21 protein-coding genes are annotated in these 21,905 nt (G+C 73.6%); 8 read left to right on the top strand and 13 right to left on the bottom strand.

What is annotated here, in order from left to right; genetic code table 11:
- The 4 genes from IEZ03_RS22980 to IEZ03_RS22965 form a co-directional block, all read right to left on the bottom strand.
- Positions 1 to 459 (bottom strand): LLM class flavin-dependent oxidoreductase (locus IEZ03_RS22980; protein WP_229808501.1); only part of this gene is annotated, 459 nt, incomplete at its 3' end.
- Positions 460 to 494: 35 nt separating this feature from the next.
- On the bottom strand, positions 495 to 1,706 hold the full coding sequence (locus tag IEZ03_RS22975; protein WP_184885646.1) for an acyl-CoA dehydrogenase family protein: 1,212 nt from the start codon (positions 1,704 to 1,706) through the stop codon (positions 495 to 497).
- A 27-nt stretch (positions 1,707 to 1,733) separates the two neighbouring features.
- The gene (locus IEZ03_RS22970; RefSeq protein WP_184885648.1) at positions 1,734 to 2,498 is read right to left on the bottom strand and encodes an SDR family NAD(P)-dependent oxidoreductase; all 765 of its coding nucleotides are present in this window, start codon (positions 2,496 to 2,498) and stop codon (positions 1,734 to 1,736) included.
- The gene (locus IEZ03_RS22965; protein ID WP_184885650.1) at positions 2,495 to 3,361 is read right to left on the bottom strand and encodes an enoyl-CoA hydratase/isomerase family protein; all 867 of its coding nucleotides are present in this window, start codon (positions 3,359 to 3,361) and stop codon (positions 2,495 to 2,497) included. The genes IEZ03_RS22970 and IEZ03_RS22965 overlap by 4 nt, the downstream gene beginning before the upstream one ends.
- Positions 3,362 to 3,481: 120 nt before the next feature.
- Between IEZ03_RS22965 and IEZ03_RS22960 the strand changes: the two genes are divergently transcribed.
- Positions 3,482 to 4,702, top strand: a complete 1,221-nt coding sequence (locus IEZ03_RS22960; RefSeq protein WP_184885652.1) for a CaiB/BaiF CoA transferase family protein — start codon at positions 3,482 to 3,484, stop codon at positions 4,700 to 4,702.
- A gap of 46 nt (positions 4,703 to 4,748) precedes the next feature.
- A complete protein-coding gene (locus tag IEZ03_RS22955) occupies positions 4,749 to 5,963 on the top strand; it encodes an acetyl-CoA C-acetyltransferase (RefSeq protein ID WP_184885653.1) in 1,215 nt (404 codons plus the stop codon).
- 52 nt (positions 5,964 to 6,015) lie between these two features.
- On the opposite strand, the gene IEZ03_RS22950 is transcribed toward IEZ03_RS22955, so the two are convergent.
- Complete coding sequence (locus tag IEZ03_RS22950) at positions 6,016 to 6,666, bottom strand: TetR/AcrR family transcriptional regulator (protein ID WP_184885655.1); 651 nt, start codon at positions 6,664 to 6,666, stop codon at positions 6,016 to 6,018.
- 416 nt (positions 6,667 to 7,082) lie between these two features.
- Here IEZ03_RS22950 and IEZ03_RS22945 point away from each other — a divergent pair, with 416 nt between their 5' ends.
- Positions 7,083 to 7,571 (top strand): Zn-ribbon domain-containing OB-fold protein, encoded by a 489-nt coding sequence (locus IEZ03_RS22945; protein WP_184885657.1) that lies wholly within the window; start codon positions 7,083 to 7,085, stop codon positions 7,569 to 7,571.
- Positions 7,564 to 8,715 (top strand): thiolase family protein, encoded by a 1,152-nt coding sequence (locus tag IEZ03_RS22940; RefSeq protein WP_184885659.1) that lies wholly within the window; start codon positions 7,564 to 7,566, stop codon positions 8,713 to 8,715. Before IEZ03_RS22945 ends, IEZ03_RS22940 begins: the two co-directional genes overlap by 8 nt.
- A 49-nt stretch (positions 8,716 to 8,764) precedes the next feature.
- Here IEZ03_RS22940 and IEZ03_RS22935 read toward each other — a convergent pair whose 3' ends face one another.
- Together IEZ03_RS22935 and IEZ03_RS22930 are read right to left on the bottom strand one after the other, a co-directional pair.
- Complete coding sequence (locus IEZ03_RS22935) at positions 8,765 to 9,919, bottom strand: acyl-CoA dehydrogenase family protein (RefSeq protein WP_184885661.1); 1,155 nt, start codon at positions 9,917 to 9,919, stop codon at positions 8,765 to 8,767.
- A 128-nt stretch (positions 9,920 to 10,047) separates the two neighbouring features.
- Positions 10,048 to 11,640: a FadD3 family acyl-CoA ligase gene (locus IEZ03_RS22930; protein ID WP_184885663.1), complete on the bottom strand. Its 1,593-nt coding sequence runs from the start codon at positions 11,638 to 11,640 to the stop codon at positions 10,048 to 10,050.
- 257 nt (positions 11,641 to 11,897) lie between these two features.
- Between IEZ03_RS22930 and IEZ03_RS22925 the strand changes: the two genes are divergently transcribed.
- The 3 genes from IEZ03_RS22925 to IEZ03_RS22915 are packed head-to-tail and all read left to right on the top strand — an operon-like array spanning position 11,898 to position 14,855.
- Positions 11,898 to 12,941 (top strand): acyl-CoA dehydrogenase family protein, encoded by a 1,044-nt coding sequence (locus IEZ03_RS22925; RefSeq protein ID WP_184885665.1) that lies wholly within the window; start codon positions 11,898 to 11,900, stop codon positions 12,939 to 12,941.
- Positions 12,928 to 14,058 (top strand): acyl-CoA dehydrogenase family protein, encoded by a 1,131-nt coding sequence (locus IEZ03_RS22920; RefSeq protein ID WP_132044922.1) that lies wholly within the window; start codon positions 12,928 to 12,930, stop codon positions 14,056 to 14,058. The genes IEZ03_RS22925 and IEZ03_RS22920 overlap by 14 nt, the downstream gene beginning before the upstream one ends.
- Positions 14,055 to 14,855, top strand: coding sequence for an enoyl-CoA hydratase/isomerase family protein (locus IEZ03_RS22915; RefSeq protein WP_184885667.1), 801 nt, complete (start codon positions 14,055 to 14,057; stop codon positions 14,853 to 14,855). Before IEZ03_RS22920 ends, IEZ03_RS22915 begins: the two co-directional genes overlap by 4 nt.
- Positions 14,856 to 14,978: 123 nt before the next feature.
- Here the strand turns inward: IEZ03_RS22915 and IEZ03_RS22910 are convergent, their stop codons facing one another.
- The 6 genes from IEZ03_RS22910 to IEZ03_RS22885 form a co-directional block, all read right to left on the bottom strand.
- A complete protein-coding gene (locus IEZ03_RS22910) occupies positions 14,979 to 15,956 on the bottom strand; it encodes an acyl-CoA dehydrogenase family protein (protein WP_221480776.1) in 978 nt (325 codons plus the stop codon).
- Positions 15,953 to 17,083 carry an acyl-CoA dehydrogenase family protein gene (locus IEZ03_RS22905; protein WP_184885669.1) on the bottom strand — a complete coding sequence of 377 codons (1,131 nt, stop codon included), beginning with the start codon at positions 17,081 to 17,083 and terminating at the stop codon, positions 15,953 to 15,955. The genes IEZ03_RS22910 and IEZ03_RS22905 overlap by 4 nt, the downstream gene beginning before the upstream one ends.
- Before the next feature lie 2 nt (positions 17,084 to 17,085).
- The gene (locus IEZ03_RS22900; RefSeq protein ID WP_132044916.1) at positions 17,086 to 17,529 is read right to left on the bottom strand and encodes a nuclear transport factor 2 family protein; all 444 of its coding nucleotides are present in this window, start codon (positions 17,527 to 17,529) and stop codon (positions 17,086 to 17,088) included.
- Between the two features lie 150 nt (positions 17,530 to 17,679).
- On the bottom strand, positions 17,680 to 18,165 hold the full coding sequence (locus tag IEZ03_RS22895) for a hypothetical protein (RefSeq protein ID WP_184885671.1): 486 nt from the start codon (positions 18,163 to 18,165) through the stop codon (positions 17,680 to 17,682).
- Positions 18,162 to 19,973: a glycoside hydrolase family 15 protein gene (locus tag IEZ03_RS22890; protein ID WP_184885673.1), complete on the bottom strand. Its 1,812-nt coding sequence runs from the start codon at positions 19,971 to 19,973 to the stop codon at positions 18,162 to 18,164. Before IEZ03_RS22890 ends, IEZ03_RS22895 begins: the two co-directional genes overlap by 4 nt.
- Before the next feature lie 52 nt (positions 19,974 to 20,025).
- The gene (locus tag IEZ03_RS22885; protein ID WP_184885675.1) at positions 20,026 to 21,090 is read right to left on the bottom strand and encodes an L-type lectin family protein; all 1,065 of its coding nucleotides are present in this window, start codon (positions 21,088 to 21,090) and stop codon (positions 20,026 to 20,028) included.
- Between the two features lie 317 nt (positions 21,091 to 21,407).
- Here IEZ03_RS22885 and IEZ03_RS22880 point away from each other — a divergent pair, with 317 nt between their 5' ends.
- Entirely contained in the window at positions 21,408 to 21,869 is a 462-nt protein-coding gene (locus tag IEZ03_RS22880) for a VOC family protein (protein ID WP_184885677.1), read from the top strand.
- Positions 21,870 to 21,905: the final 36 nt, after the last annotated feature.

Raw genomic sequence — 21,905 nt, 5'->3', positions numbered from 1 at the left:
CACCGCGCCCAGCAGGATCGGCGGCGGGGCCGCCGAGGTCGCGCCGGGCACGGCGACCCGGCGGCCGTCCCGCCCGGTCATGACGGCCGCCAGATCCGCCACGTAGCGCCGCGTCGCCGCGATGGGCGGCGGCCAGTCCAGTCCGAACGCGTCCCTGACGAGCGCCTCGTGCGACGGGCCGATGCCCAGTGCCAGCCGCCCGCCGAGCACCTCCTGGACGGTCGCCACCTGCTGCGCGAGGGCGTAGGGCGGGCGCAGGGGCATCGGCACGACGGCCGTCCCCAGCTCGATCCCGGGCACCTCGCGCCCGGCGACCGCGAAGGCCGTGAGCGTGTCGTGCCCGGTGAGCATGGGCGCCCAGTAGCCGGCGAAGCCGTACTCGGCGGTCCTGCGCACCTGGTCGACGACGCCCTGGACGCTCCCCCGCATGGTGAGACCTGAATGGATGGCGATGCGCATGGTGTCCGTTCCTCCGGTGCCGTTCCAGTGCGGGGTCAGTACGACTTCGGCAGGCCGAGGACGTGCTGGCCGATGTAGTTGAGCACCATCTCCTGGCTGACCGGGGCGATGCGCATGAGGCGGGACTCCCGGAAGTAGCGCTCGACGTGGTACTCGCGGGCGTAGCCGAACCCGCCGTGCGTCTGGACGGCGGCGTCCGCCGCGGCGAACCCGGCGTCGGCGCAGAGGAACTTGGCCGTGTTGGCCTCCTTCCCGCACGGCTCGCCGCGGTCGTAGCGGGCGGCGGCGTGCCGCGCGGCCAGTTCCGCGGCGTCCAGCCGCATCGACGCCTCGGCGAGCGGGAAGGCGATGCCCTGGTTCTGCCCGATGGGGCGGTCGAACACGACCCGCTCCCGGGCGTAGCGCACCGCCCGCTCCAGCGCGGCCCGGCCGATGCCGAGCGCCTCGTGCGCGAGCAGGATCCGCTCGGGGTTGATGCCGTCCAGCAGGTAGGTGAACCCGCGCCCCGCCTCGCCGACGAGGGCCGATCCGGGGACGCGGAAGTCGTCCAGGAACAGCTCGTAGGAGGAGACCGCGTTGCGGCCCATCTTCGGGATCGCGCGCATCTCGACGCCGCCGCCGGTCAGGTCGACCACGAACATCGAGAGCCCGTCCGTGCGGCCTCTGCCCTCGCGGGGCTCGGCGGTGCGCGCCAGCAGCACCGCCTTCTGCGACTGCGCCGCCTTGGTGATCCAGACCTTCCGCCCGTTGATCACGTAGTCGGCGCCGTCCCGCCGGGCGAAGGTGCGGATGCGGCCGGTGTCCGAGCCCGCGTCCGGTTCGGTGATGGCGAAGCAGACGTGCAGGTCGCCGGTGGCGGCGGCGGGCAGCAGCTCGCGGCACAGCCGGTCGCCGCCGTGCCGCGCCACCAGGTTGAGGCCGAAGATCGTGAGGTGGAACGGGCTGCAGCCGTTCATGCCCGCCCCGGACGCGGCGATCTCGTACATCATCGACGCGGCCGCCGAGACGCCCATGCCCGCGCCGCCGTACTCGCGCGGGATCGCGATGCCGAGCCACCCGGCCTTGGCGAACGCGTCGTAGAACTCCCAGGGGAACCTGGCCTCCTGGTCGGCCTCGGCCCAGTAGGCGTCGTCGAACCGCCCGGCCACCTCCCGGACGGCCGCGCGCACCTCCTCGTCGGTCAGCGCGTCGTCGGTCGGCGTCTCATCGGCGTCCGGCGCGGGGTCCGGGGAAAAATCGTGGGTCATGGGATCCCTTCGTTCGGTCTCGGGGCGTCAGCGCACCGAGCGTCCGCCGTCGACGTAGAGCACCTGGCCGGTGACGAACCCGGACTCCTCCGCGGCGAGGAACAGGGCGGCGTTCGCGATGTCCGCGGGCTGCCCGACGCGCCGGACGGGCAGCCCCGCGGCGACCTCGGACAGCCGCTGGTCCGCCGGCACGCCGACCCGCTCGGCCGTCGCCCGGGTCATCTCCGTGTCGACGAAGCCGGGGCCGATCGAGTTGACGGTGACGCCGAACGGCCCGAGCTCGATGGCGGTCGTCCGGGTGAACCCCTGGACGCCCGCCTTGGCCGCGGAGTAGTTCGCCTGGCCGCGGTTGCCCAGCGCCGAGGTGGAGGAGATGTTGATGACCCTCCCGTACCGCTGCTGGACCATGTGCCGCTGAGCCTCCGCGGTCACCAGGAACATGCCTCGGAGGTGGACGTTCATCACGGTGTCCCAGTCGTCCTGGGTCATCTTGAACAGCAGGTTGTCGCGCGTCACCCCGGCGTTGTTGACGGCGATGTCCAGCCCGCCGAACTCCTGGACGAGCCGCTCCACCGCCCCCCGGACCTGCCCGGCGTCGGAGACGTCCGCGCCGAGGCCGAGGGCCTGCCCGCCCGCGTCATTGATGGCCGACACGGTGTCCTTGGTCAGCGCCTCCTCGAGGTCGAGGACGCCCACCTTGGCGCCGGCGCGCGCATACGTGCGGGCGATCTCCGCCCCGATCCCGCGGGCCGCGCCCGTCACCAGCGCTACGCGGCCGTCCAGCTTCGTCATGATTCCTTGGCTCCTGGGTTCTCGGTGGTGGAGGGGGTGCGCGCGGCACCGCCGCGCGAGAGGGCGCGGACCGCGTCGCGGTGGGCGCCGGACTCCAGGAGCCGGACGTGCCACTCCGCTTCCGCGTCCGCGCAGGCGGCGAGGTCGTGGGTGCGGGCGCGGTCGACGTGCCGCCTCATCGCCCGTACTGCTTCCGGGGAGACGGCGGCCAGGCGCGCGGCGAGCGCGGCGACGTGCTCGCGCAGCCGCTCGTCGGGGACCGCCTCGGTGACGAGGCCGAGGTCCCGCGCGCGGGCGGCGGTCAGCGCCGGGGAGAGGTACAGCAGTTCGAGCGCTCGGGAGGGGCCGACCAGCCGGTTCAGCGACCAGGTGCAGCCGAAGTCGCCCGCCAGCCCGAGCCGGCCGAAGCCGGTGCGCAGGGTCGCGGACGTCCCCGCGTAGCGCAGGTCGCAGCCGAGGGCGAGCCCGAGTCCCGCCCCGACCGCCGCCCCCTCGATCAGCGCGACCGACGGCTTGCCGATATCGCGGAGGCGGACGACGGTGGCGCGCTGGAGCGCCCGCTGGGCCGCCAGTCGCACGTCCGGCGCGTCCGCCGGGCCGAAGATGCTCTCCCCCGCCGCGAGCATGGCGAGGTCGCCCCCGGCGCAGAAGGTGCCGCCGGACCCGGTGAGCACCACGACCCGGACGTCGTCCGCCGCGGCGGCGTAGTCCAGCATCGCGGCCAGGGCCTCCAGCATCTCCCGCGAGAACGCGTTGCGGACCCGCGGGCGGTTGAGCGTGAGCGTCAGCACCCCGCCCGCCAGCCCGGCCAGCAGGTGCCCGCTGCCGGTCGGCACCGCGGCCCCGCCCGAGTTATTTGACATAGACGTCGAAATTATAAGAATGAGGCCACCTGGTCAACACCACTGGCGTGCACTAACGTTGTTGACCAGATCTATCGACACCGACGTCGAAGTTAGAGCACGTTTCCGCGGAGGAGCCCCATGCCCGACCGGCCGCCCGGCCAGCCCCCGGCCCCCGCCCCCGGACCGCCCCTCGCCGGCACCGTCGTGCTGAGCTTCGAGCAGGCGGTCTCGGCCCCCTACTGCACGCGGATGCTCGCCGACCTCGGCGCCGAGGTCGTCAAGGTGGAGCACCCGCGCTCGGGCGACCTCACCCGCTCGTTCGACGACGCCGCCGAGGGCATGTCGACCTACTTCGCCTGGCTGAACCGCAACAAGCGGTCGCTGGCGCTGGACTGCAAGCGGCCCGAGGCCCGTCCCGTCCTGGACCGGCTGCTCGACCGCGCCGACGTCGTCGTGCAGAACCTCGCGCCCGGCTCCGCCGCCCGCCTCGGGCTGGACGCGGCGACGCTGGTGGAGCACCGTCCCTCGCTGGTGGCGGTGGACATCTCCGGCTACGGCACCGGCGGGCCGCTCGACCACCGCCGCGCCTACGACCTGCTCGTCCAGGCCGAGAGCGGCTCCTGTGCGTCCACCGGGCGGGCCGACGCGCCCGCCAAGCCGGGCATCCCCATCGCCGACATCGGGACGGCGATGCAGGCGGCGGCGGGCATCATGGCCGCGCTGCTCGGCCGCGCCAGGACCGGCACCGGCGCCGCCCTCCAGGTGAGCATGTTCGACACCGCCGCCGACTTCCTCGGCTTCGCCCTCCTCTACGCCCGCTACACCGGTGAGGAGCGGGCGCCGATCGGGATGTCGTCCCCGGTCGTGGCGCCCTACAACGCCTACCCGACCAAGGACGGGCGCACCGTCGTCCTCGGGACCACCAACGACGCCGAATGGCAGCGCCTCGCCCGCGACCTGATCGGCCGCCCCGACCTCGCGGACGACCCGTCGCTCGCCACGACCCCCCAGCGGTGCGGGCAGCGCGACCGGCTGGACGAGGCGATCACCGCCTGGACCGCGACGCTCGACCTCGCCGAGATCTGCGCGCGCACCGACGCCGCCGGCATCGGCAACGCCGAGTTCAACCGCGTCACGGAGGTCGTCGACCATCCGCAGCTGACGGCCCGCGACCGCTGGCAGCGCGTCGGGTCGCCCGTCGGCCCCCTGGCCTCCCTGCTCCCGCCGGTCATCACGCCCGCGTGGAGCACGCCCCTGGAGGACGTCCCCGGCCTCGGCGAGCACTCCGCCGCGATCCTCACCGAGCTGGGCTTCACCCCGGAGGCACAGGACGAGCTACGCCGGGCCGGCGCGCTGTGAGAACCCTCCACCGCCCCGTCCGGGGCGCCAACGCTCAAGGAGAGAGATGAACGAGGCTGTGATCTGCCAGCCGGTACGGACCGCGATCGGGCGCTTCGGCGGCGCCCTGCGGACGGTCCCGGTCCAGGCGCTGGGCGTTACGGTCGTCCAGGCGCTGATGGAACGCAGCGGCCTGGACGGCGCCCTCGTCGACGACGTCGTGTTCGGGCACTGCTACGGCACCGCCGAGGCGCCCGCGATCGGGCGGGTCATCGCGCTCGACGCGGGGCTGCCGACCAGCGTCCCCGGCGTCCAGGTCGACCGGCGCTGCGGGTCGGGCCTCCAGGCCGTGGTGTACGCCGCCGCGATGGTGCGCTCCGGCGCGGCCCAGGCGATCATCGCCGGCGGCGCCGAGAACATGTCGCAGGCGCCGCACTACTCGCTGACCGCGCGCTGGGGCTCCCGCGCCGGGGACATCACGCTCACCGACACCCTCACCCGGGGCCGGACGACGGCCGGCGGGCGGTTCCACCCGGTGCCGGGCGGGATGCTGGAGACCGCGGAGAACCTGCGGCGGGAGTACAAGATCGGCCGCGAGGAGCAGGACGACCTCGCCTACCAGTCGCAGCGCCGGGCCCTGGACGCCCAGGACCGCGGTGCGTTCGCCGACGAGATCGTCCCCGTCCGGGTCGGCACCCGGAAGGGCGAGGTGGTGGTCGACACCGACGAGCACCCGCGCCGCGACATCTCCCGCGAGGCGCTCGCCGCCCTCCGGCCGGTGATGGGCGGGCAGGACCCCGAGGCGACGGTGACCGCCGGCAACGCCAGCGGGCAGAACGACGGCGCCGCCGCGTGCCTGGTGACGACGCCCGAGTTCGCCGCCGCGAACGGGCTGCGGCCGCTCGCGCGGGTCGTGTCCACCGCGATCGCCGGGGTCGGGCCGGACCGCATGGGCATCGGGCCGGTGCCGGCGACGCGGCGGGCGCTCGACGCCGCCGGCCTGACGCTGGCCGACATCGACCTCATCGAGCTGAACGAGGCGTTCGCGGCGCAGGCGCTGGCGGTGACGCGGGAGTGGGGCTTCGGCGCCGCCGACTTCGAGCGGCTCAACGTCAACGGCTCGGGGATCTCCCTCGGCCACCCGGTGGGGGCGACCGGCGCGCGGATCGTGGCGACGCTCCTGCACGAGATGGACCGGCGGGAGGCGCGGTACGGGCTCGAGACGCTGTGCGTCGGCGGCGGGCAGGGCATCGCCGCGGTCTTCGAGCGGGTCCCCGCGTAAGGCGGGAGCACGACGGGCGGGCCGGCGCGCGGCGGGGCCGCGGCGCCGGCCGTCAGGCGGCTCCGCTGCGGGCGCGGGCCTTCTTCTCGTCGGCCTCCGGGGGCAGGCCGAGAGCGTTGGCCCACAGCAGCGTCAGCTGCTCCACCGCGCCCTGCATGTCGAACTGCGCGCCGCCGATGAACATCATCTCGGCGAACTTCGCGACCATGCCGCCGAGCGCGGTGGCGGCGTAGCGCTTGTCGATCCGCTTGTCGGCCAGGCCCTCCGCCTGGAGGCGCTCGATCGCCGACTCCAGGCGGGCGGCGAGGTAGTCGTCCCGCTTGGAGCGCACCTTGCGGACGTCGTCGTCGTAGCGGCTGACCTCCTCGATCACCCGCATGATCCGCGCCTCCTTGCGGTAGGCCGTGAGGTAGGCCTTGTTCGCCGCGCGGATGCGGGCGACGGGCCCGGCGTCCTCGTCCAGGTCCTGCGCGATGTCGTCCATCGACACGAGCCGGACCTCGACCTCCTCGGCGATCTCGCGGAAGAGGGATTCCTTGGAGTCGAAGTAGTGGTAGAACGACCCGTGCGAGACGCTGGCCTCCGCGGCGATGTCGGTGATCCGCGCCTGGAGAAAGCCATCGCGCTCAAACACGACCTTGCCCGCCTCGAAGAGGCGCGCCCGTGTCCGGCGGCCCTTCGCCGAGCGCGGTTCTGCGTCCATCCCGTCCTCCAAACCATGAATCCGACGTCGGAAACATAACGCCGGACCGGCACACGTTCAACGTCGCCGGGGCCGCGCGGCGCGGGGCGCCGGCTCCCCATCGCCCGCCAGGACGCGCCCGCGGCTCGTTTCCACCCGCTCGGCCCGCCCCTCAGCATCCCAGGAGAGGGGAGTCTAGCCATGAATCGACGTCGATACCGCCGAACCCGCAAGCGCGTGACGGCGGCCAACGCGGCCTGACTCGCCGCCACGGGCCGCCGCTATACTGTTTTTGATGTCGAAGTCAGTATAAGCTACCACTCGCGCGCGGGTTCCGGCGTTCCGCACCCGCCCCCGTCACCCGCCCCGCGGCCTTCCGCCGGCCGCCGCCCCGCCTCACCCCGCTTCGCAACGAGCGGGGACACCAAGGAGAAGAGATGCCGCCGGTCCCCATCGCCGATGATCTGTTCACCTGGCCCGACGACGAGCCCCGCCTGATCGGCGGCCGCTGCGGCGAATGCGGCGCGTACGCGTTCCCGCTCCGGACCGGCTGCCCGAGGTGCGGCGCCACCGCCGTCGAGCGCACGCTGCTGGAGCGGTCCGGAACCCTCTGGACGTGGACGTCCCAGGGCTTCCTGCCGAAGGCGCCGTTCAACGGGCAGTTCGCCTCGGCGGACCCGTTCGAGCCGTGGTTCGTCGGGGTGGTCGAGCTGCCCGGGCAGCTGCGCGTGGAGAGCATCCTCGTCGGCTGCCCCGAGGACGGGCCGGCCATCGGCATGCCGATGCGGCTCGTCACCATGCCGTTCCGCACGGACGAGGACGGACGCGAGATCGTCACGTTCGCTTTCACCCCCGACGAATCCAGCCCCGACGAAGGAGACCTGCCCGTGTCCCCGCGCACCCCCGGCGAGGCCGACCATGCCTGACGTCGCGATCATCGGAACCGGCATCCACCGGTTCGGCCGGTTCCCCGGCAAGCCCGCGCTGTCCATCGCCGCCGAGGCGGCCCGGGACGCCCTCGCCGACGCCGGTCTGACCTGGGCCGACATGCAGTTCGCCGTGGGCGGCAGCTACGAGGTGGACCAGCCCGACGCCGTCGTCGCCGAGCTCGGGCTGACCGGCGTCCAGTTCACCAACGTCTACAACGGGTGCGCGACCGCCGGAAGCGCGCTCGCCCTCGCCCGGCAGACGATCGGGCAGGGCGAGCACGAGATAGGCCTGATCCTCGGCGTGGACAAGCACGACCCGGGCGCCTTCACGGCCGAGCCCGAGGACTACGCCTGCCCGCCGTGGTACGGCGAGATGGGGCTGTTCCTCACCCCGAAGTTCTTCGGCATGAAGATCAACCGCTACATGCACGACCACGGGATCACCCACGAGACGCTCGCCGCGGTCGCGGAGAAGAACTACCGCAACGGCGCCCTCAACCCCAACGCCCACCGCCGGACCCCGCTGCCCGCGGAGAAGATCCTCGGCGCGCGGATGGTCAACTACCCGCTGACGCAGTACATGTTCTGCAGCCCCAACGAGGGCGCGGCGGCACTGGTGGTGTGCAGCGCCGACGTGGCCCACCGGTACACCGACAAGCCGGTCTACCTGCGCAGCGTCGCGACCCGGACCAGGCGCTACGGCGCGTTCGAGGTGCACACCCCGTCCGCGTCCGTCGCGGCCGACCACGTCCCGGCGCCGACCGTGGACGCCGCGCGGGCCGCGTTCGAGGCGGCGGGCGTCGACCCGGCGGACGTCGCGATCGCGCAGCTCCAGGACACCGACGCCGGCGCCGAGGTCATCCACCTGGCCGAGGTCGGGCTGTGCGCGGACGGCGAGCAGAACGAGCTGATCGCCTCCGGCGCCACCGAGATCGGGGGGCGGCTGCCCGTCAACACCGACGGCGGCCTGATCGCCAACGGCGAGCCGGTCGGGGCCTCGGGCCTGCGGCAGGTCCGGGAGCTGGTGCTGCAGATGCGCGGCAGGGCGGGCGAGCGCCAGGTGCCGGGCGAGCCGCGGGTCGGCGTCGCCCAGCTGTACGGCGCGCCCGGGGTCGCCGCGGTCTCCGTCCTGTCCACCTGAGGTAGGCGGGACGGAGACAGCGGCGCCTGCTCGGGGCGGCCGGGGGCGTTCAGCCCGCGGCCGCCCCGAGCGTCTGCCGGGCGATGATCAGCTGCTGGATCTGGCTGGTGCCCTCGTAGATGCGGAACAGCCGCGCGTCGCGGTAGAACCGCTCGACCGCGACCGAGCGCATGTACCCGGCGCCGCCGTGCACCTGGACGGCGCGGTCCGCGACCCGCCCGACGACCTCGCTGCAGAAGTACTTGGCGGCGGCCGGGGCGGTCCGGCGGTCCGAGCCGTCCGCGTAGGAGCGGGCGGCGTCCAGCACGAGGCTGCGGGCCGCCATCGTCTCGGTGACCGACTCCGCGATCATGGCCTGCACCAGCTGGTGGGACGCGATGGGCCGCCCGCCCTGCGTGCGCTCGGAGGCGAACCGCACCGACTCGTCCACGAGCCGCTGGGACATCCCCACGCAGGCGGCGGCGAGCAGCAGCCGCCCGTTGGCCAGGCTGCGCATCGCGGTCAGGAAACCGGTGTCGACGCCGCCCTCCCCGCCGACGACGGCGTCGGCGGGGACCCGCACGCCGTCCAGGACGACGTCGGCCGTCCAGGCGCCGAACTGCCCCATCTTGTGGTCGCGCGGCCCGACCGTCAGCCCCGGCGTGCCGGCGGGGACGATGAAGGTGGAGATGCCCCGCGACGATTTCGCGTCCGGGTCGGTCCGGGCGAACACCATGAACACGTCGGCGATCGGCGCGTTGGTGATGTACCGCTTGACGCCGTCGAGGACCCACTCGGCGCCGTCGCGGACGGCGCTCGTCCGCAGGTCGGACGGGTCGGACCCGGCGTCCGGCTCGGTCAGCGCGAACGAGGCGACGACCTCGCCGGAGGCCAGCCTCGGCAGCCACGCGGCCTTCTGCTCCGCCGTGCCGCCGTCCATGAGCACGTGCCCGGCGATGCCCACGTTGGTGCTGAACATCGAGCGCAGCGCGGGGGTGGTGTAGCCGATCTCGATCAGCAGCCGGCACTGGTCGACGATGCCGAGCCCGAGCCCGCCGTACTCCTCCGGGATGGTGAAGCCGAACAGGCCCATGTGCTTCGCCGTCTCGCGGAGCACCGCGGGGACCTCGTCCTTCTCGTCGATCTCCGCCTCGCGCGGGATGACCTCCCGGCGGACGAAGTCCCGGACCGCCTGCAGCATCGGCTCGAGATCGTTGTCTTCCATGTCCGGGCACCTTCCGTTTCGGGCTTGCTCAGTTACTGGCGACATATTGAGTGGCGACATCGACGTCGATGTCAATCGAATCCGCGGCCGGGGCCGCGGCGGGCGTTCGGGCGCGCCGGGGTCCGGTCTCAGCCGGAGCGCTCGGCGGCGGCCCGCGCCTCCAGCGCGTTCTTGCGCACCTTCCCGCTCTCGGTGAGCGGCAGCTCGTCGATCAGCCGGACCGAGCGCGGGACCTTGTAGTTGGCCATCCGGTCCCGGCACCAGGCGAGCACGTCGGCCTCGGCGAGGCCGGGCTCGCGCGGCACGATGAAGGCCATGCCCACCTGGCCGAGACGCTCGTCGGGGACGCCGATGACCGCGGCCTGCAGCACGCCCGGGTGTTCGAGCAGCATCGCCTCGATCTCCGCGGGGTAGGCGTTGAACCCGCCGACGATGAACATGTCCTTGGAGCGCCCGGCGATGCGGAGGCACCCGCGCTCGTCGAGGCTGCCGAGGTCGCCGGTGCGCAGCCAGCCGTCCTCCGAGAGGACCGCCGACGTGGCGCCCGGGTCGTCCAGGTACCCCACCATCGTGGTGGGCCCGCGCAGGACGATCTCGCCGACCTCGCCCTGCGCCGCGGCGGCGCCGGACGCGTCGACCACGCGGATCTCGAAGCCGGGCCGGGGCCGCCCCACGGTCGTCGCGGTGGTCTCCGGGTCGTCGTCGGGCGAGGTGGAGCTGGCCGTCCCCGCCTCGGTGAGGCCGTAGCCGGTGATGATCGCCGAGAACGGCAGCTCGTCGCGCACCCGCCGGATGAGCTCGACCGGGATGTCGGCCGCCCCGGTCACGGCGACGCGCAGGCTCGACAGGTCGTACCGCCCTCGCCCGGGGTGCTCCAGGATCGCGTGGTACAACGCGGGCGGGCCGGGCAGCACGGTGACCCGCTCGGCGGCGACCTGCCCGAGCACCCGGTCCACGTCCAGCGTCGGCTGCGGCAGCATCGTGGCCCCGGCGGCGACGCACGCGAGGATGCCGCCCTTGAAGCCGAACATGTGGAAGAACGGGTTGACCATCACGTAGCGGTCGCCCGCCGACAGGCCGGTCATGCTCACCCAGTCGGCGCCCACGCCCATCGTCCGCCGGTGGGTCATCAGCACGCCCTTCGGCGTGCCGGTCGTGCCGGACGTGAAGAGCACGTCGGACGGGTCGTCCGGGCCGAGCGCCGCCCTCCGGCGGTCGACCTCCGCCAGGTCGTCGCCGGTGGCGCGCGCGAGGAAGTCGCCCCACGGCACCGCGGACCCGGACGGGCCGCCCCGGGCGATGACGACGGTGTGCAGATCGGGCAGAGGCTCGCCGGTGTCGCGGAGCATCGCGACGTAGTCGTTGCCGAGGAACTCCGTCACCGTCACCAGCACCCTGACCCGGGCGCGCCGCAGGATGTCGGCGGCCTCCCGCCCCTTGAACCTGGTGTTGACCGGGACCAGGGTCGCCCCGGCCTGGTACAGCCCGAGGAGCGCGACGATCCACTCACGGCAGTTGAACGCCCAGATGGCGACGCGGTCGCCGGGCTCGACGCCCGCGGCCACCAGCGCGGCCCCGAACCCGCGGGCCTCCGCGTAGAGCCGCTCGTAGGTGACGCGCTCGCCGCCGTCCACGATCGCGGTGCGGTCCGCGAAGCGCTCCGCGGCCGACTCGGTCATGGCCGCGATGCTCGGCCACACCGGCCCGTCGCTGTTGTTCATGCCGCAACTCCGCTCTGTCGCCCGCCGGCCCCGGCGTCCTGGAGCGGACACCGTGATTGACATCGACGTCAGTATAGACTTTTATCTAGAAGTGTAAATCGCTCGCAACGTCCGCGCCGGCGGCCAGGTCACCGGTCCCGGCGCGTCTTCTTCCGAGGTTGCCGGTACATGATCGAAATGACCGAACCCCCCGCGGCCGCACCGCCGCGTCCCCCGGGCCGTACCCGTTCCGCCGCTCCCCTGCGATGTGACCGCTGATGGACGTCCGCCTCTCCTCGGAGCAGCAGGCACTGCGCGACGCCGCCGCCCGGCTCGCCGACGACCTCGGCCCCAAGTCGGTCGCCGAACTCGGCGACGGCGCCCGGGCCGCCAAGCTGGACACGGCGCTGGAGGCCACCGGCTGGCGCGAACTGCGCACCCCCGCCGACGGGAACCGGCCGCTCGCGTCCGCGGTCGAGGCCGCGATCGTCGCGGAGGAACTCGGCCGCGGCCTCGCCGACACCTCCTTCCTCGGCCCGACCCTGGCCGCCGAGCTGCGCCGCCGGGCGTCCGCGCCTCCGGCCACGGTTCCCGAGACCGTCCTGCTCACCCCCGACCTGTCCCGCCTCGCCGTCGCCGGAGGCGCGGGCGAGCCCTGCTCGGGCACCGCGATCGACGTCCAGGGCATCACCTCCGCCCTGGCGCTGGCGGAGGTGGCCGGCGGGCACGAGCTGGTCACCGTCCCGGTGTACGGCACGTCGCCCTCGCGCGACCTCACCCGCCCCGCAGCCGAGGTCTCCGGGCCCCCGGCCGTGCGCCTGCCCGGCACCCAGACCCCCCTCAGCGCGGCGGACATCGAGGGCTGGACGGCCTTCGTCGTCGCCCTCACCTGCGCCGACCTCGTCGGGACGATGCGCGGCGCGGTCGAGCTGGCGTGCTCGTACGCGGGCGTCCGGCAGCAGTACGGCACGGCGATCGGGTCGTTCCAGAGCGTCCAGCACATGCTGGCCGACGCCCACGTCTCGGTGGAGGGCTCGCGGAGCGTCGCGCTCCACGCCGCCTGGGCGGCGGACACCCTGCCCGCCGGTGAGGCGCTGGACGCCGCGGCGGTCGCGAAGGCGTACTGCGCCCGCGCGGCCCGCGCCGTGTGCGAGACCGCCATCCAGGTGCACGGCGGCATCGGCAACACCTGGGAGTGCCTCGCGCACGTTCACCTGCGGCGAGCGCTCCTGTCCACACAACTGCTCGGCGGCGTCGGCGCCCACCTCGACCGGGTCGCCGCCCGCCGCGAGATCGGAGGCGTGCCCGGTGGACTTCGCTGACTCCCCGGAGGAGGCCGCGTTCCGCAGGCGGCTGCGGGCCTGGCTCGCCGAGAACAACCCCGGGCTCCCGGCGTCCTCGACGTCCGACGCGTACTGGGACGGGCAGGCGTCCTGGCACCAGGCCCTCTACGACGCCGGGTTCTTCGCCCTCTCCTGGCCGGAGGAGATCGGCGGCCAGGGGCTGCCGAGCGTGTACGAGGCGATCGTCGACGAGGAGCTGGCGGCGGCCGGGGCTCCCCCGCGCCCGAGCCTCGGCTACCTGGTGCAGGGCCTGCTGCGGCACGGCGGCGACGACGTCAAGCGCCGGTTCCTGCCCGGCATCGTCAACGGGCGCGACCGCTGGTGCCAGGGGTTCAGCGAGCCGGACGCCGGGTCGGACCTCGCGTCGCTGCGCACCCGCGCGGAGCGCCGCGGCGACGAGTACGTGATCACCGGCCACAAGGTCTGGACGAGCTACTCCGACAGCGCGGCCTGGTGCCTCGTCCTGGCGCGGACCGACCCGGAGGCGCCCAAGCACCGCGGGCTGTCGGCGTTCGCGGTCCGGATGGACCAGCCGGGCGTCGAGCAGCGGCCGCTCAAGATGGTCAACGGGATCACCCGGGAGTTCGGCGAGGTCGTCTTCGACGGCGCGGTCGCCCGGGCGGCCGACATGATCGGAGAGCCGGGCGAGGGCTGGCGGCTCGCGATGACCGTGGTCAGCCACGAGCGCGAGCCCGGCGAGCTGGGCTACGTCGCGCGGTACGGCAAGGCCGTGAACGAGCTCGTGGCGCGGCTGCGCGCGGAGCCGGAGCGCTTCTCCAGCGAGAACGTCCGCGACGTCGCGTGGGCGGTCGTCGAGGCGGAGATGCTGCGGCTGCACGTGTGCCGCCGGCTCTCCGACCGGCTCGACGGCGTCTCGCACGGCCCCGAGGGCTCCGTGGACAAGCTGCTGATGACATGGGTCGAACAGGCCGTCGGGCACGCCGCGCTCGGCGTGAGCGAGCGGACCGCCGGGATCGAGGAGGACACGTGGCTGAAGATGTACCTCTACAGCCGGGCGCAGAGCGTCATGGGAGGGACGTCGCAGATCCAGCGCAACCTGGTGGCGACCCGCATCCTCGGGCTGCCGGCGTCATGAGCGGCCACGACAGCGGCTACGACCTGCCGGCGGAGATCACCGTCACGGCCGACGGCCCGATCCGGATCGTGACGCTCAACCGCCCCGAGCGGCTCAACGCGACGAACCACGCCCTCCACACGGGCCTCGGTTCCCTGTTCCCCCAGCTCGACGCCGACGAGGACGCCCGCGCGGTGGTCCTCACCGGCGCCGGGCGCGCGTTCTCGGCCGGCGGCGACTTCGGCTACATCGACGAGCTCACCAAGGACGACGGCCTGCGGCGGCAGACCCTGGCCGACGCCCGCCGCATCGTCACGGGCATGGTGCAGTGCCGGCTGCCGGTCGTCGCCGCGGTCAACGGGCCGGCGGTCGGCCTGGGCTGCAGCCTGGTGGCGCTCTCCGACATCGTGTTCATGGCCGAGAGCGCGCACCTCGCTGACCCGCACGTCATGGTCGGGCTCGTCGCCGCCGACGGGGGGCCGGTCACCTGGCCGCTGCTGACCAGCCTGCAGCTCGCGAAGGAGTACGCGCTGACCGGCGACCGGATCAGCGCGCGGCGGGCGGCGGAGATCGGGCTGGCCAACCACGTCCGTCCCGACGACGAGGTGATGCCCGCCGCCCTGGAGTGCGCGCGGAAGCTCGCCGCGATGCCGCGCCGGGCGCTGGAGGACACCAAGCGCGTCCTCAACCTCCACCTGGAGCGCGCGGTGCTCGCCACCCTCGACTTCGCGCTCGCGGCGGAGGACCGCTCCTTCCTCTCGCCGGAGCTGCGGAAGACCCTGGACAAGCAGCTGTCCAAGCGCGACGGCACCGGCTGACGCCCACGCGCCGATCACCTCCCGCCCGGTGGGCGGGAGGTGATCGGCGCGTTCGCCGTCGCCCGCACGAGCACCCGGCCCGGCGGCGGGTCCTGCCTCGGGCCCCGGCCGCCGGACGGTGTACTACAGCGGCGGCACCGCCGGCAGCCGACGGGTGCGCAGCAGTTCCGCACCGAGCTCGCGGGTCAGGGTCCGGGCGTCGCCGAGGAGCCCGTCGAGGGCGAGCACGCGGCGGAAGTGGTGGTGGAAGTCGTGCTCGTCGGTGAATCCCACGCCGGCGAGCACCTGCTGGCAGTGGCGCGCCACCGTGCGCGCGTGGCGTCCGGCGAGTGCCTTCGCGATCGCGGCCGGCACCGGGGGCACCCGTGCGGGCCACTCCCCGTCCGCCATCTCGACGGCGGCGGCGAGGGCCGCCTCGGCGCCCTCTATCGCCACGAGGCACTCGGCCAGCCGGTGCCGGACGGCCTGGAACGAGCCGATCGGCCGGCCGAACTGCACCCGGGTCACGGCGTGCTCGCGCGCGAGCCGGAGCATCGTCCGGCTCGCGCCGGCCGCCTCGGAGGCCAGCGCCAGCCGGCCCGCCGCCAGGGCCTCCGTCCAGCCGGCGTCCGTGGCCCGCGCGCCGGCGGCGGGCAGGCCCGCGCCTTCGACCTTGGCCAGGCCCAGCCGCGGATCGATGCCCTCGACCGGGCGTATCCGCAGGCTCGCCGTCTCCACGACGGCCGCCCGGTGCTCCTCGGTGACCACCACCGCGTGCTCGGCCGCCGCCATCCTCGCGGTGCCGAGACCGCGCACCGCGAGGTCGCCGTTCCGGACCGAGCCCGGCATCACCCCTCCGCCGAACTCGGGCAGGACGAACGCGGTGCCCCTGCCGGGCGGCACGCCGAGCATCGCCGTCATCAGGTCGTCCAGCGCGCCGGAGGCCGCGTTCGCGGCGCCCTGCTCGGCGAACAGCAGCGGGACGACGGAGATGCCCTCGGCCGCCAGCGCCTCGCACCAGCCGACCTCGTCCAGCGCCGCGTCGGCCGACGCGGCGCCGCCCTTCTCGAAGGCCCGGCGCAGGCTGTGCGCCAGCAGCTCGGCGGTCTCGGCGTCGATCATCGGTCCACTCCCAGGTCGAGCAGCCGGCGCGCGATGATGTTCCGCTGGATCTCGGCGCTCCCGCCGTAGATCGTCGCCGCCCGCGAGTACAGGAACTCGGTCCGCCAGCGCGCGCCGTCCGGGTCGTCGCCCAGCGCGACGTCCGCCGCCGCCGCGTCCGCGACCAGGTCGTACACCGCCTGCTCCGTGGTCGCGAGCAGCACCTTGTCGACCGAGGTCTCCGGGCCGAGCCGCTCACCGCCGGCCATCCGGTACTGCGTCGCCCGGGAACGGGCGTGGAACGCGAACGCCAGCTGGGCCGCCTCGCCGAGGTCGGCCGGGTCCAGCGCCTCACCCGGCGGGGAGGCGAGCAGATGCTCCAGCCGCTGCCGCAGGAACGCGCCGCGATGCCACAGCGAGGTGCTCCGCTCGTAGGGCAGCAGGTCCATCGCGACGGCCCAGCCGCCGTCGACCTCGCCCAGCGTGCGGTCGCCGGGGACGCGCACCTCGTCGAAGAACACCTCGCAGAACTCGTCCCGCCCGTGCATCGCCTGGATCGGGCGGACCGTGATGCCCGGCGAGTCCATGTCGACGAACAGCGCGGTGATGCCCCGGTGGCCCGACTCCGGGGAGCCGGTCCGGGTCAGCAGGACGCAGCGGTCGGCGTACTGCGCCAGGCTCGTCCACACCTTCTGGCCGCTCACCACCCAGTCGTCACCGTCCGGGCGGGCCCGGCACGCCAGGGAGCCCAGGTTGCTGCCGGTGCTCGGCTCGGAGAACCCCTGGCACCACGTCTCGTCGCCGCGCAGCAGCCGCGGGACCATCTCCGCCGCCAGCGCGGGCCGGGCGAACTCGATCATGGTCGGCGCGAGCACCTCGGTCATGGAGTAGATGCCCGGCTCGATCAGGTCCCGGGACGCCAGCGCCTCACCGAGGTAGGCGCGCATGAGCGTGGACCCGCCGAGCCCTCCGACGCGTTCGGGCCAGCCCCATCGCATCCAGCCCGCTTCGTACGTCAGCCGCTTGACCTTGGAGAGGTGCTCCATCTCCGCGTCGAGCGTGACGCCGGGGCCGTGCGGCGGGACGAGTTCGGGCCCGTGCTCGTCGAGCCAGCCGTCCAGGCCCGCGCGAAACTCCTGCAGGTCCATGCTCAGTTCGCGGACGTCTGCCCGGGCACCGGACGCCGGGGGTCGTGCGGGCGGCCGGAGTCCCGGGAACCGTCGCGGCGCAGGAACGTCATGGCCCTGGTCTCCAGCCGCCACCCGTCCGGCGTCCGCCGGTACGCGTCGGTGTAGTAGCCGATCCGCATCGAGTGGTCGGCCTGGGCGACGAAGCACAGCGGCTGCACACCCGTCGCCGCGTCGTCCCCGTCGAACTCGATCGCCGGGGTGCTCACGGAGAACACCCCCTTCGGCGCGGCCGCCATGAGCGAGGGGAAGTCGGCGGTCCCGTACTTCTCCCCGAAGGCGCTGTAGGTGCCGCCCGGCGCGAACACGGCGAGGACCGCGTCCACGTCGTCCATCGTCATGCCGGCCGCGTAGCGCGCGAGCAGCTGTTCGATCTCGATGATGTCGGCGATGCGTGAACCGTCCACGCTCGACCCCCCTCGGCAGGATTCGGGATGCGCGCCGTACGGCCCGCCCGCGCGCGGCCGTTCCGCGCCGCGCACGCCCCGATCCTAACTCGACTTCGACGTCGAAACTACCTTGGTGCCGCCTGCCGTTCCCTCAGCCTCCCCAAGTGGTCAATCGGGGTTGAGGGTGGTGAAGCCGCCGACTATGGATCCGTAGGCCACGTGGGCCAGGACGGTGACCAGGGGCGTGCTGGGGCCGTAGTTGCGCATCAGGAAGCCCGGGGGTTCCAGGAGGGCGACGTCGGGGGCGCTGGTCAGGGGGCTGCCCATCCTCGGGTGGACCAAGGGCAGCAGGGTGTTCACCAGTGCGGTCCCGGCGAACAGGCCGTGCACCAGGCCGAAGACGGCCCCGAGCCACCAGCCGGCGTGGCCGATGGCGACGAAGACGGCGTAGTAGACGAACGCGAACATCTGACCGTTGGCGAAGTGCATGAGGTAGCCGATCGCCTTGGCGCGGGGCCGGTTCGCGGTCACGGCGGTGCCGAGCAGGAACGGCAGGTCCATGCGGGTGAGCCGGAACTCGCTGGCGGCCCGCAGGACGGTGGTCAGCACCAGCGTGCCGACGAACGCGCCCGCGGCGGTCCCCCAGGCGCTCACCTGCCCGCCTCCCCGGCGGCCGAGCCGATGGCGCACGCGGCGCTGATCAGCGCGAGGTGGCTCAGCCCCTGCGGCAGGTTGCCCAGGAAGGCGCCGGTGTCCGGATCGATCTCCTCGCTGTACAGGCCGACGTCGTTGGCCAGGCCGACCAGTTCGTCCATCAGCGCGACGGCCTCGCCGAGACGCCCGGTGCGGGCGAGGCACTCGGCGAGCCAGAAGGAGCAGGCCAGGAACGCGCCCTCGGTGCCGGCCAGCCCGTCCTCGCCGGAGTACCTGGCGACGTACGGGCCGTGCCGCAGCTCCCGCCCTATCGCGTCGACCGTGGCGCGCATCCGGGGGTCGCCGGGCGGCGCGTAGCCGTGGAGAAGGCCGAGCAGGACGGCGGCGTCCAGTTCGGGGCTGTCCGCGGAGCGCGTGTAGCAGCGGCGGTCCGCGGAGAAGCAGCGCGTCTCGACGAAGTCGCGCACCTGGTCGCGGGCGGTCCGCCAGCGGGCAGCGCCGCGGTCCGGGATCAGCCCGCGCCCGCTCAGGTCGATGGCCCGGTCGAGGGCGATCCAGCACATCATCTTCGACTGGGTGAAGTGCAGGGGCGCGCTGCGGACCTCCCAGATGCCCGAGTCCGGCCGCCGCCAGGCGGTGCAGACGAGGTCGGCCAGCTCCGCCAGGCGCCGCGCGATGTCCGCGTCCAGCCGCCCGGTGGCACCGGCGTACAGCCAGCCGGTCTGCAGCAGCTCGCCGTAGGTGTCGAGCTGGAGCTGGGCGCCCGCCGCGTTGCCGGCGCGCACCGGTCTGGAGCCGCGGTACCCGGCGAGGGGGAGCGTCCGTTCCGGGGCGCGGGCGCCGCCGTCCAGCCGGTAGAGGACGCGCAGCCGCGGATGGGTGAGCTGGGTGGCGTGCATGAGCCACCAGAAGAAGGCGTCCGCCTCGGCGGAGCAGCCCAGCCGGAGGAGCGCGTCGAGGGTGAAGACCGAGTCGCGGACCCAGCAGAAGCGATAGTCCCAGTTGCGCTCGCCTCCGACGTCCTCCGGGAGCGAGCAGGTCGCCGCGGCGGCGATCGCCCCCGAGGGCGCGAAGATCAGCAGCTTGAGCGCCAGGGCGCTGCGCAGCACGGCGTCCCGCCACATGCCCCCGAACCGCCGCTCCGCCGCCCAGCCGCGCCAGACCGCGATGGTGCGCTCCAGACGGGCGTCGCATTCGGCGCGGGTCGGCAGGACGAGCGGTTCCTGGTGCGCGAACGGCATCGCCAGCAGGGCCCGCCGCCCCTGGCAGAGGTCCAGGCGGCCGCTGATCGCCCCGCCGTCGCACCGCGGCTCGCCCGCGTCCCAGGCGCGCACCGCGAGCGCGTCCGCGCCGGCCGTCACCACCGGTACACCGCCGCGGCTCGTGAACCGCGGGCGGCGGGCACCGTAGCCGAACCGGGGCTGGACGCTCCAGCGCATCGGCACGGTGCCCGCCACGCCGTCGAGGCGCCGCTGCAGTTCCCGCATGGGGCCGAGTGCCCCGCCGCCGTCCAGGGTCAGCGCGTCGGTGACCCGCGCGGTGCCGCGGCCGGTGGTGAACGTGGTCTCCAGCACGTTCGTGCCCGGCAGGTACCGGCGCGCGACCGTGCAGGGCTCCTCCGGCTCCAGCAGGAAGCGGCCGCCCCGGGCGGGGTCGAGGACGGCGGCGAACAGCGAGGGCGAGTCGAGGTCGGGCAGCCCCAGCCAGTCCACCGACCCGTCGGCGGCGACCAGCGCGGCACTGCGCCCGTCGCCGATCACCGCGTAGTCGCGCAGCCGGACGTGGCCGCCGGCCCGGATGGCCGTCATGCGCCTGGACCGGACGTTCCGTCCGGCCTCAGGAGTCGCGTTTCCGGGCTGGTCAACGTATGGAGCGCAGGGTCACCTTGCGGATGAGGTGCACGTCGGTGAACGGCCCCGTGGAGGCGGCGAACCCGAACTTGACGGTGTTCGGAACGGGCTGCGGCACACGGAACCGCAGCACTCGCTGGAAGCCGTTGCCGAAGTCGATGTCGACCGTCGCCATCGCGTTGGGCCCGGGCGGCACCGCGACGCGGACGACCCGCTTCACCGGCTCCAGCAGGGCCTCGGCTCGTGCCGGTGTCACGCCGGCGGGCATCTCCCGCAGATCCCCGTTGAGCCGCCCGGGAAGCGACGACGTCCAGGGACCGGTGGTCGTCGTGTTGCGCGTCGTGGCGGCGAGGAAGCAGTAGCCGTCGATGTCGTTCCCCGGTCCGCGGGCGGTGACGATGTTGGCGCCGGGAGAAGGCGCCGGGAAACGCGTCCCGGCCGGGGAACGCTGCGCGCAGCCATTCCCGCGCCTTTCTCCGTCGCCGAAGTAGTCGCCCAGAACGTCGAGTCCGATACCGAGATATCCGCCGTCGACGCCAGGGACGAATTGCGCGTCCGCCCTGCCGTCCGGCAGTTTCTGGGCATAACCCAGGCTGCCGCCGAACGCGCCCGGCGTGGTGAGCCGCCCGGCGCCGTCGGTGAGGAAGAAGGAGATCCCGTCCGCCGGCGTCCGGGTGGTGTTGCCGTACTGCCACTGCTCGAAGGTCGCCTCCACGCCGTTCGCCGCCGGGATCGGCGAGTCGAACATCACGGCGCCGGTCTCCTCGTAGTGGGCGTCGGTGAGCTGGAGGTATCCGCGGGGCGCCGCGCCGGCCGGCGGCACGGGCCCGGCCGGGCCGGGGTGGCATCCGCCGAGCGGGTGGTTGGCCGCCTCCTGGACCCGGCCTCCGCGCCGCGCGCCCGTCAGGCAGGCGGCCCCGTACCCGATCAGCCGCGAGTCCGCGGTGGCTCCGGTGAACGACTCGTCGAACAGCACCGCGCCCGGCGCCCGGTGGGCCGCCGAGGCGTTTCCGGTCGACGCGACGGCCGCGGCGACTCCCAGGACCGCGATGACACCGGTCAGCCCACGTCTCATATTCGATTCATTCCTCTCGACTTCGCTGCGCACTCCTGCCGGATTCATATGACCACAACGCTGCGCCGAGCGCCATGCATTGTCAGGCTATTAGCGCCATTCGCACCGGATCATTACAACAATGCATGGCACGCAATAAAATGGTCAGGTTTGCACCATGGGCCGTCGAGCGAGGCTTGACCGGGTGGAGAGCGGCCGCCGCGATGATGGGGCCCGTCGAGCCTCCCGGCGCGGGAGCGGCGGCTCTTCCTGGAACTCGACGCGTCGTTCCCGGCCGGGGACGCTCCCTCACCGATCCCTCCCGACAAGGAGCAGCCATGACGTCCGAGCCGAGCACGCAGCAACTCTCCGTCTTCCTGATGTTCCACGGGAACGCCGAAGAGGCGATGGACTTCTACACGTCGCTGTTCGAGGACGGCGAGGTCCTCCAGGTCATCCGCGCCCGCGCCGAGGACTCCGGGTGGACCGAGGGCACCCTGCAGTACGGGATCTTCAAGCTCGCGGGCCAGCAGGTCGTCTGCAGCAACACGCCGCCGCCGGACAGCCGGCTCCACGACCTCATGCCCTGGCACGAGTTCACGTTCAACCCGGCCATGACGATCTACATCCAGCGGGACTCGGTGGAGGACTTCGACAAGCTCTACGAGGCCCTCGCCGAAGGCGGCGAGATACACCTGCCGGCGCGCGACTACGGCTTCAGCCCGAGGTTCGCGTGGGTGAGCGACCGTTTCGGGATCTCCTGGCGGATCGACCTCTCCGCGGACTCGGCGGCCGCCTGAGAACCGCCGCCGGAAGGCGACCGCCGCGCAGCCGGC

It is taken from the genome of Actinomadura livida, assembly GCF_014648675.1.
Taxonomy (GTDB): Bacteria; Actinomycetota; Actinomycetes; order Streptosporangiales; family Streptosporangiaceae; genus Spirillospora; species Spirillospora livida.
Note: the sequence above shows the minus strand (reverse complement) of the source record. Positions and strands in the feature narration are given on the sequence as shown.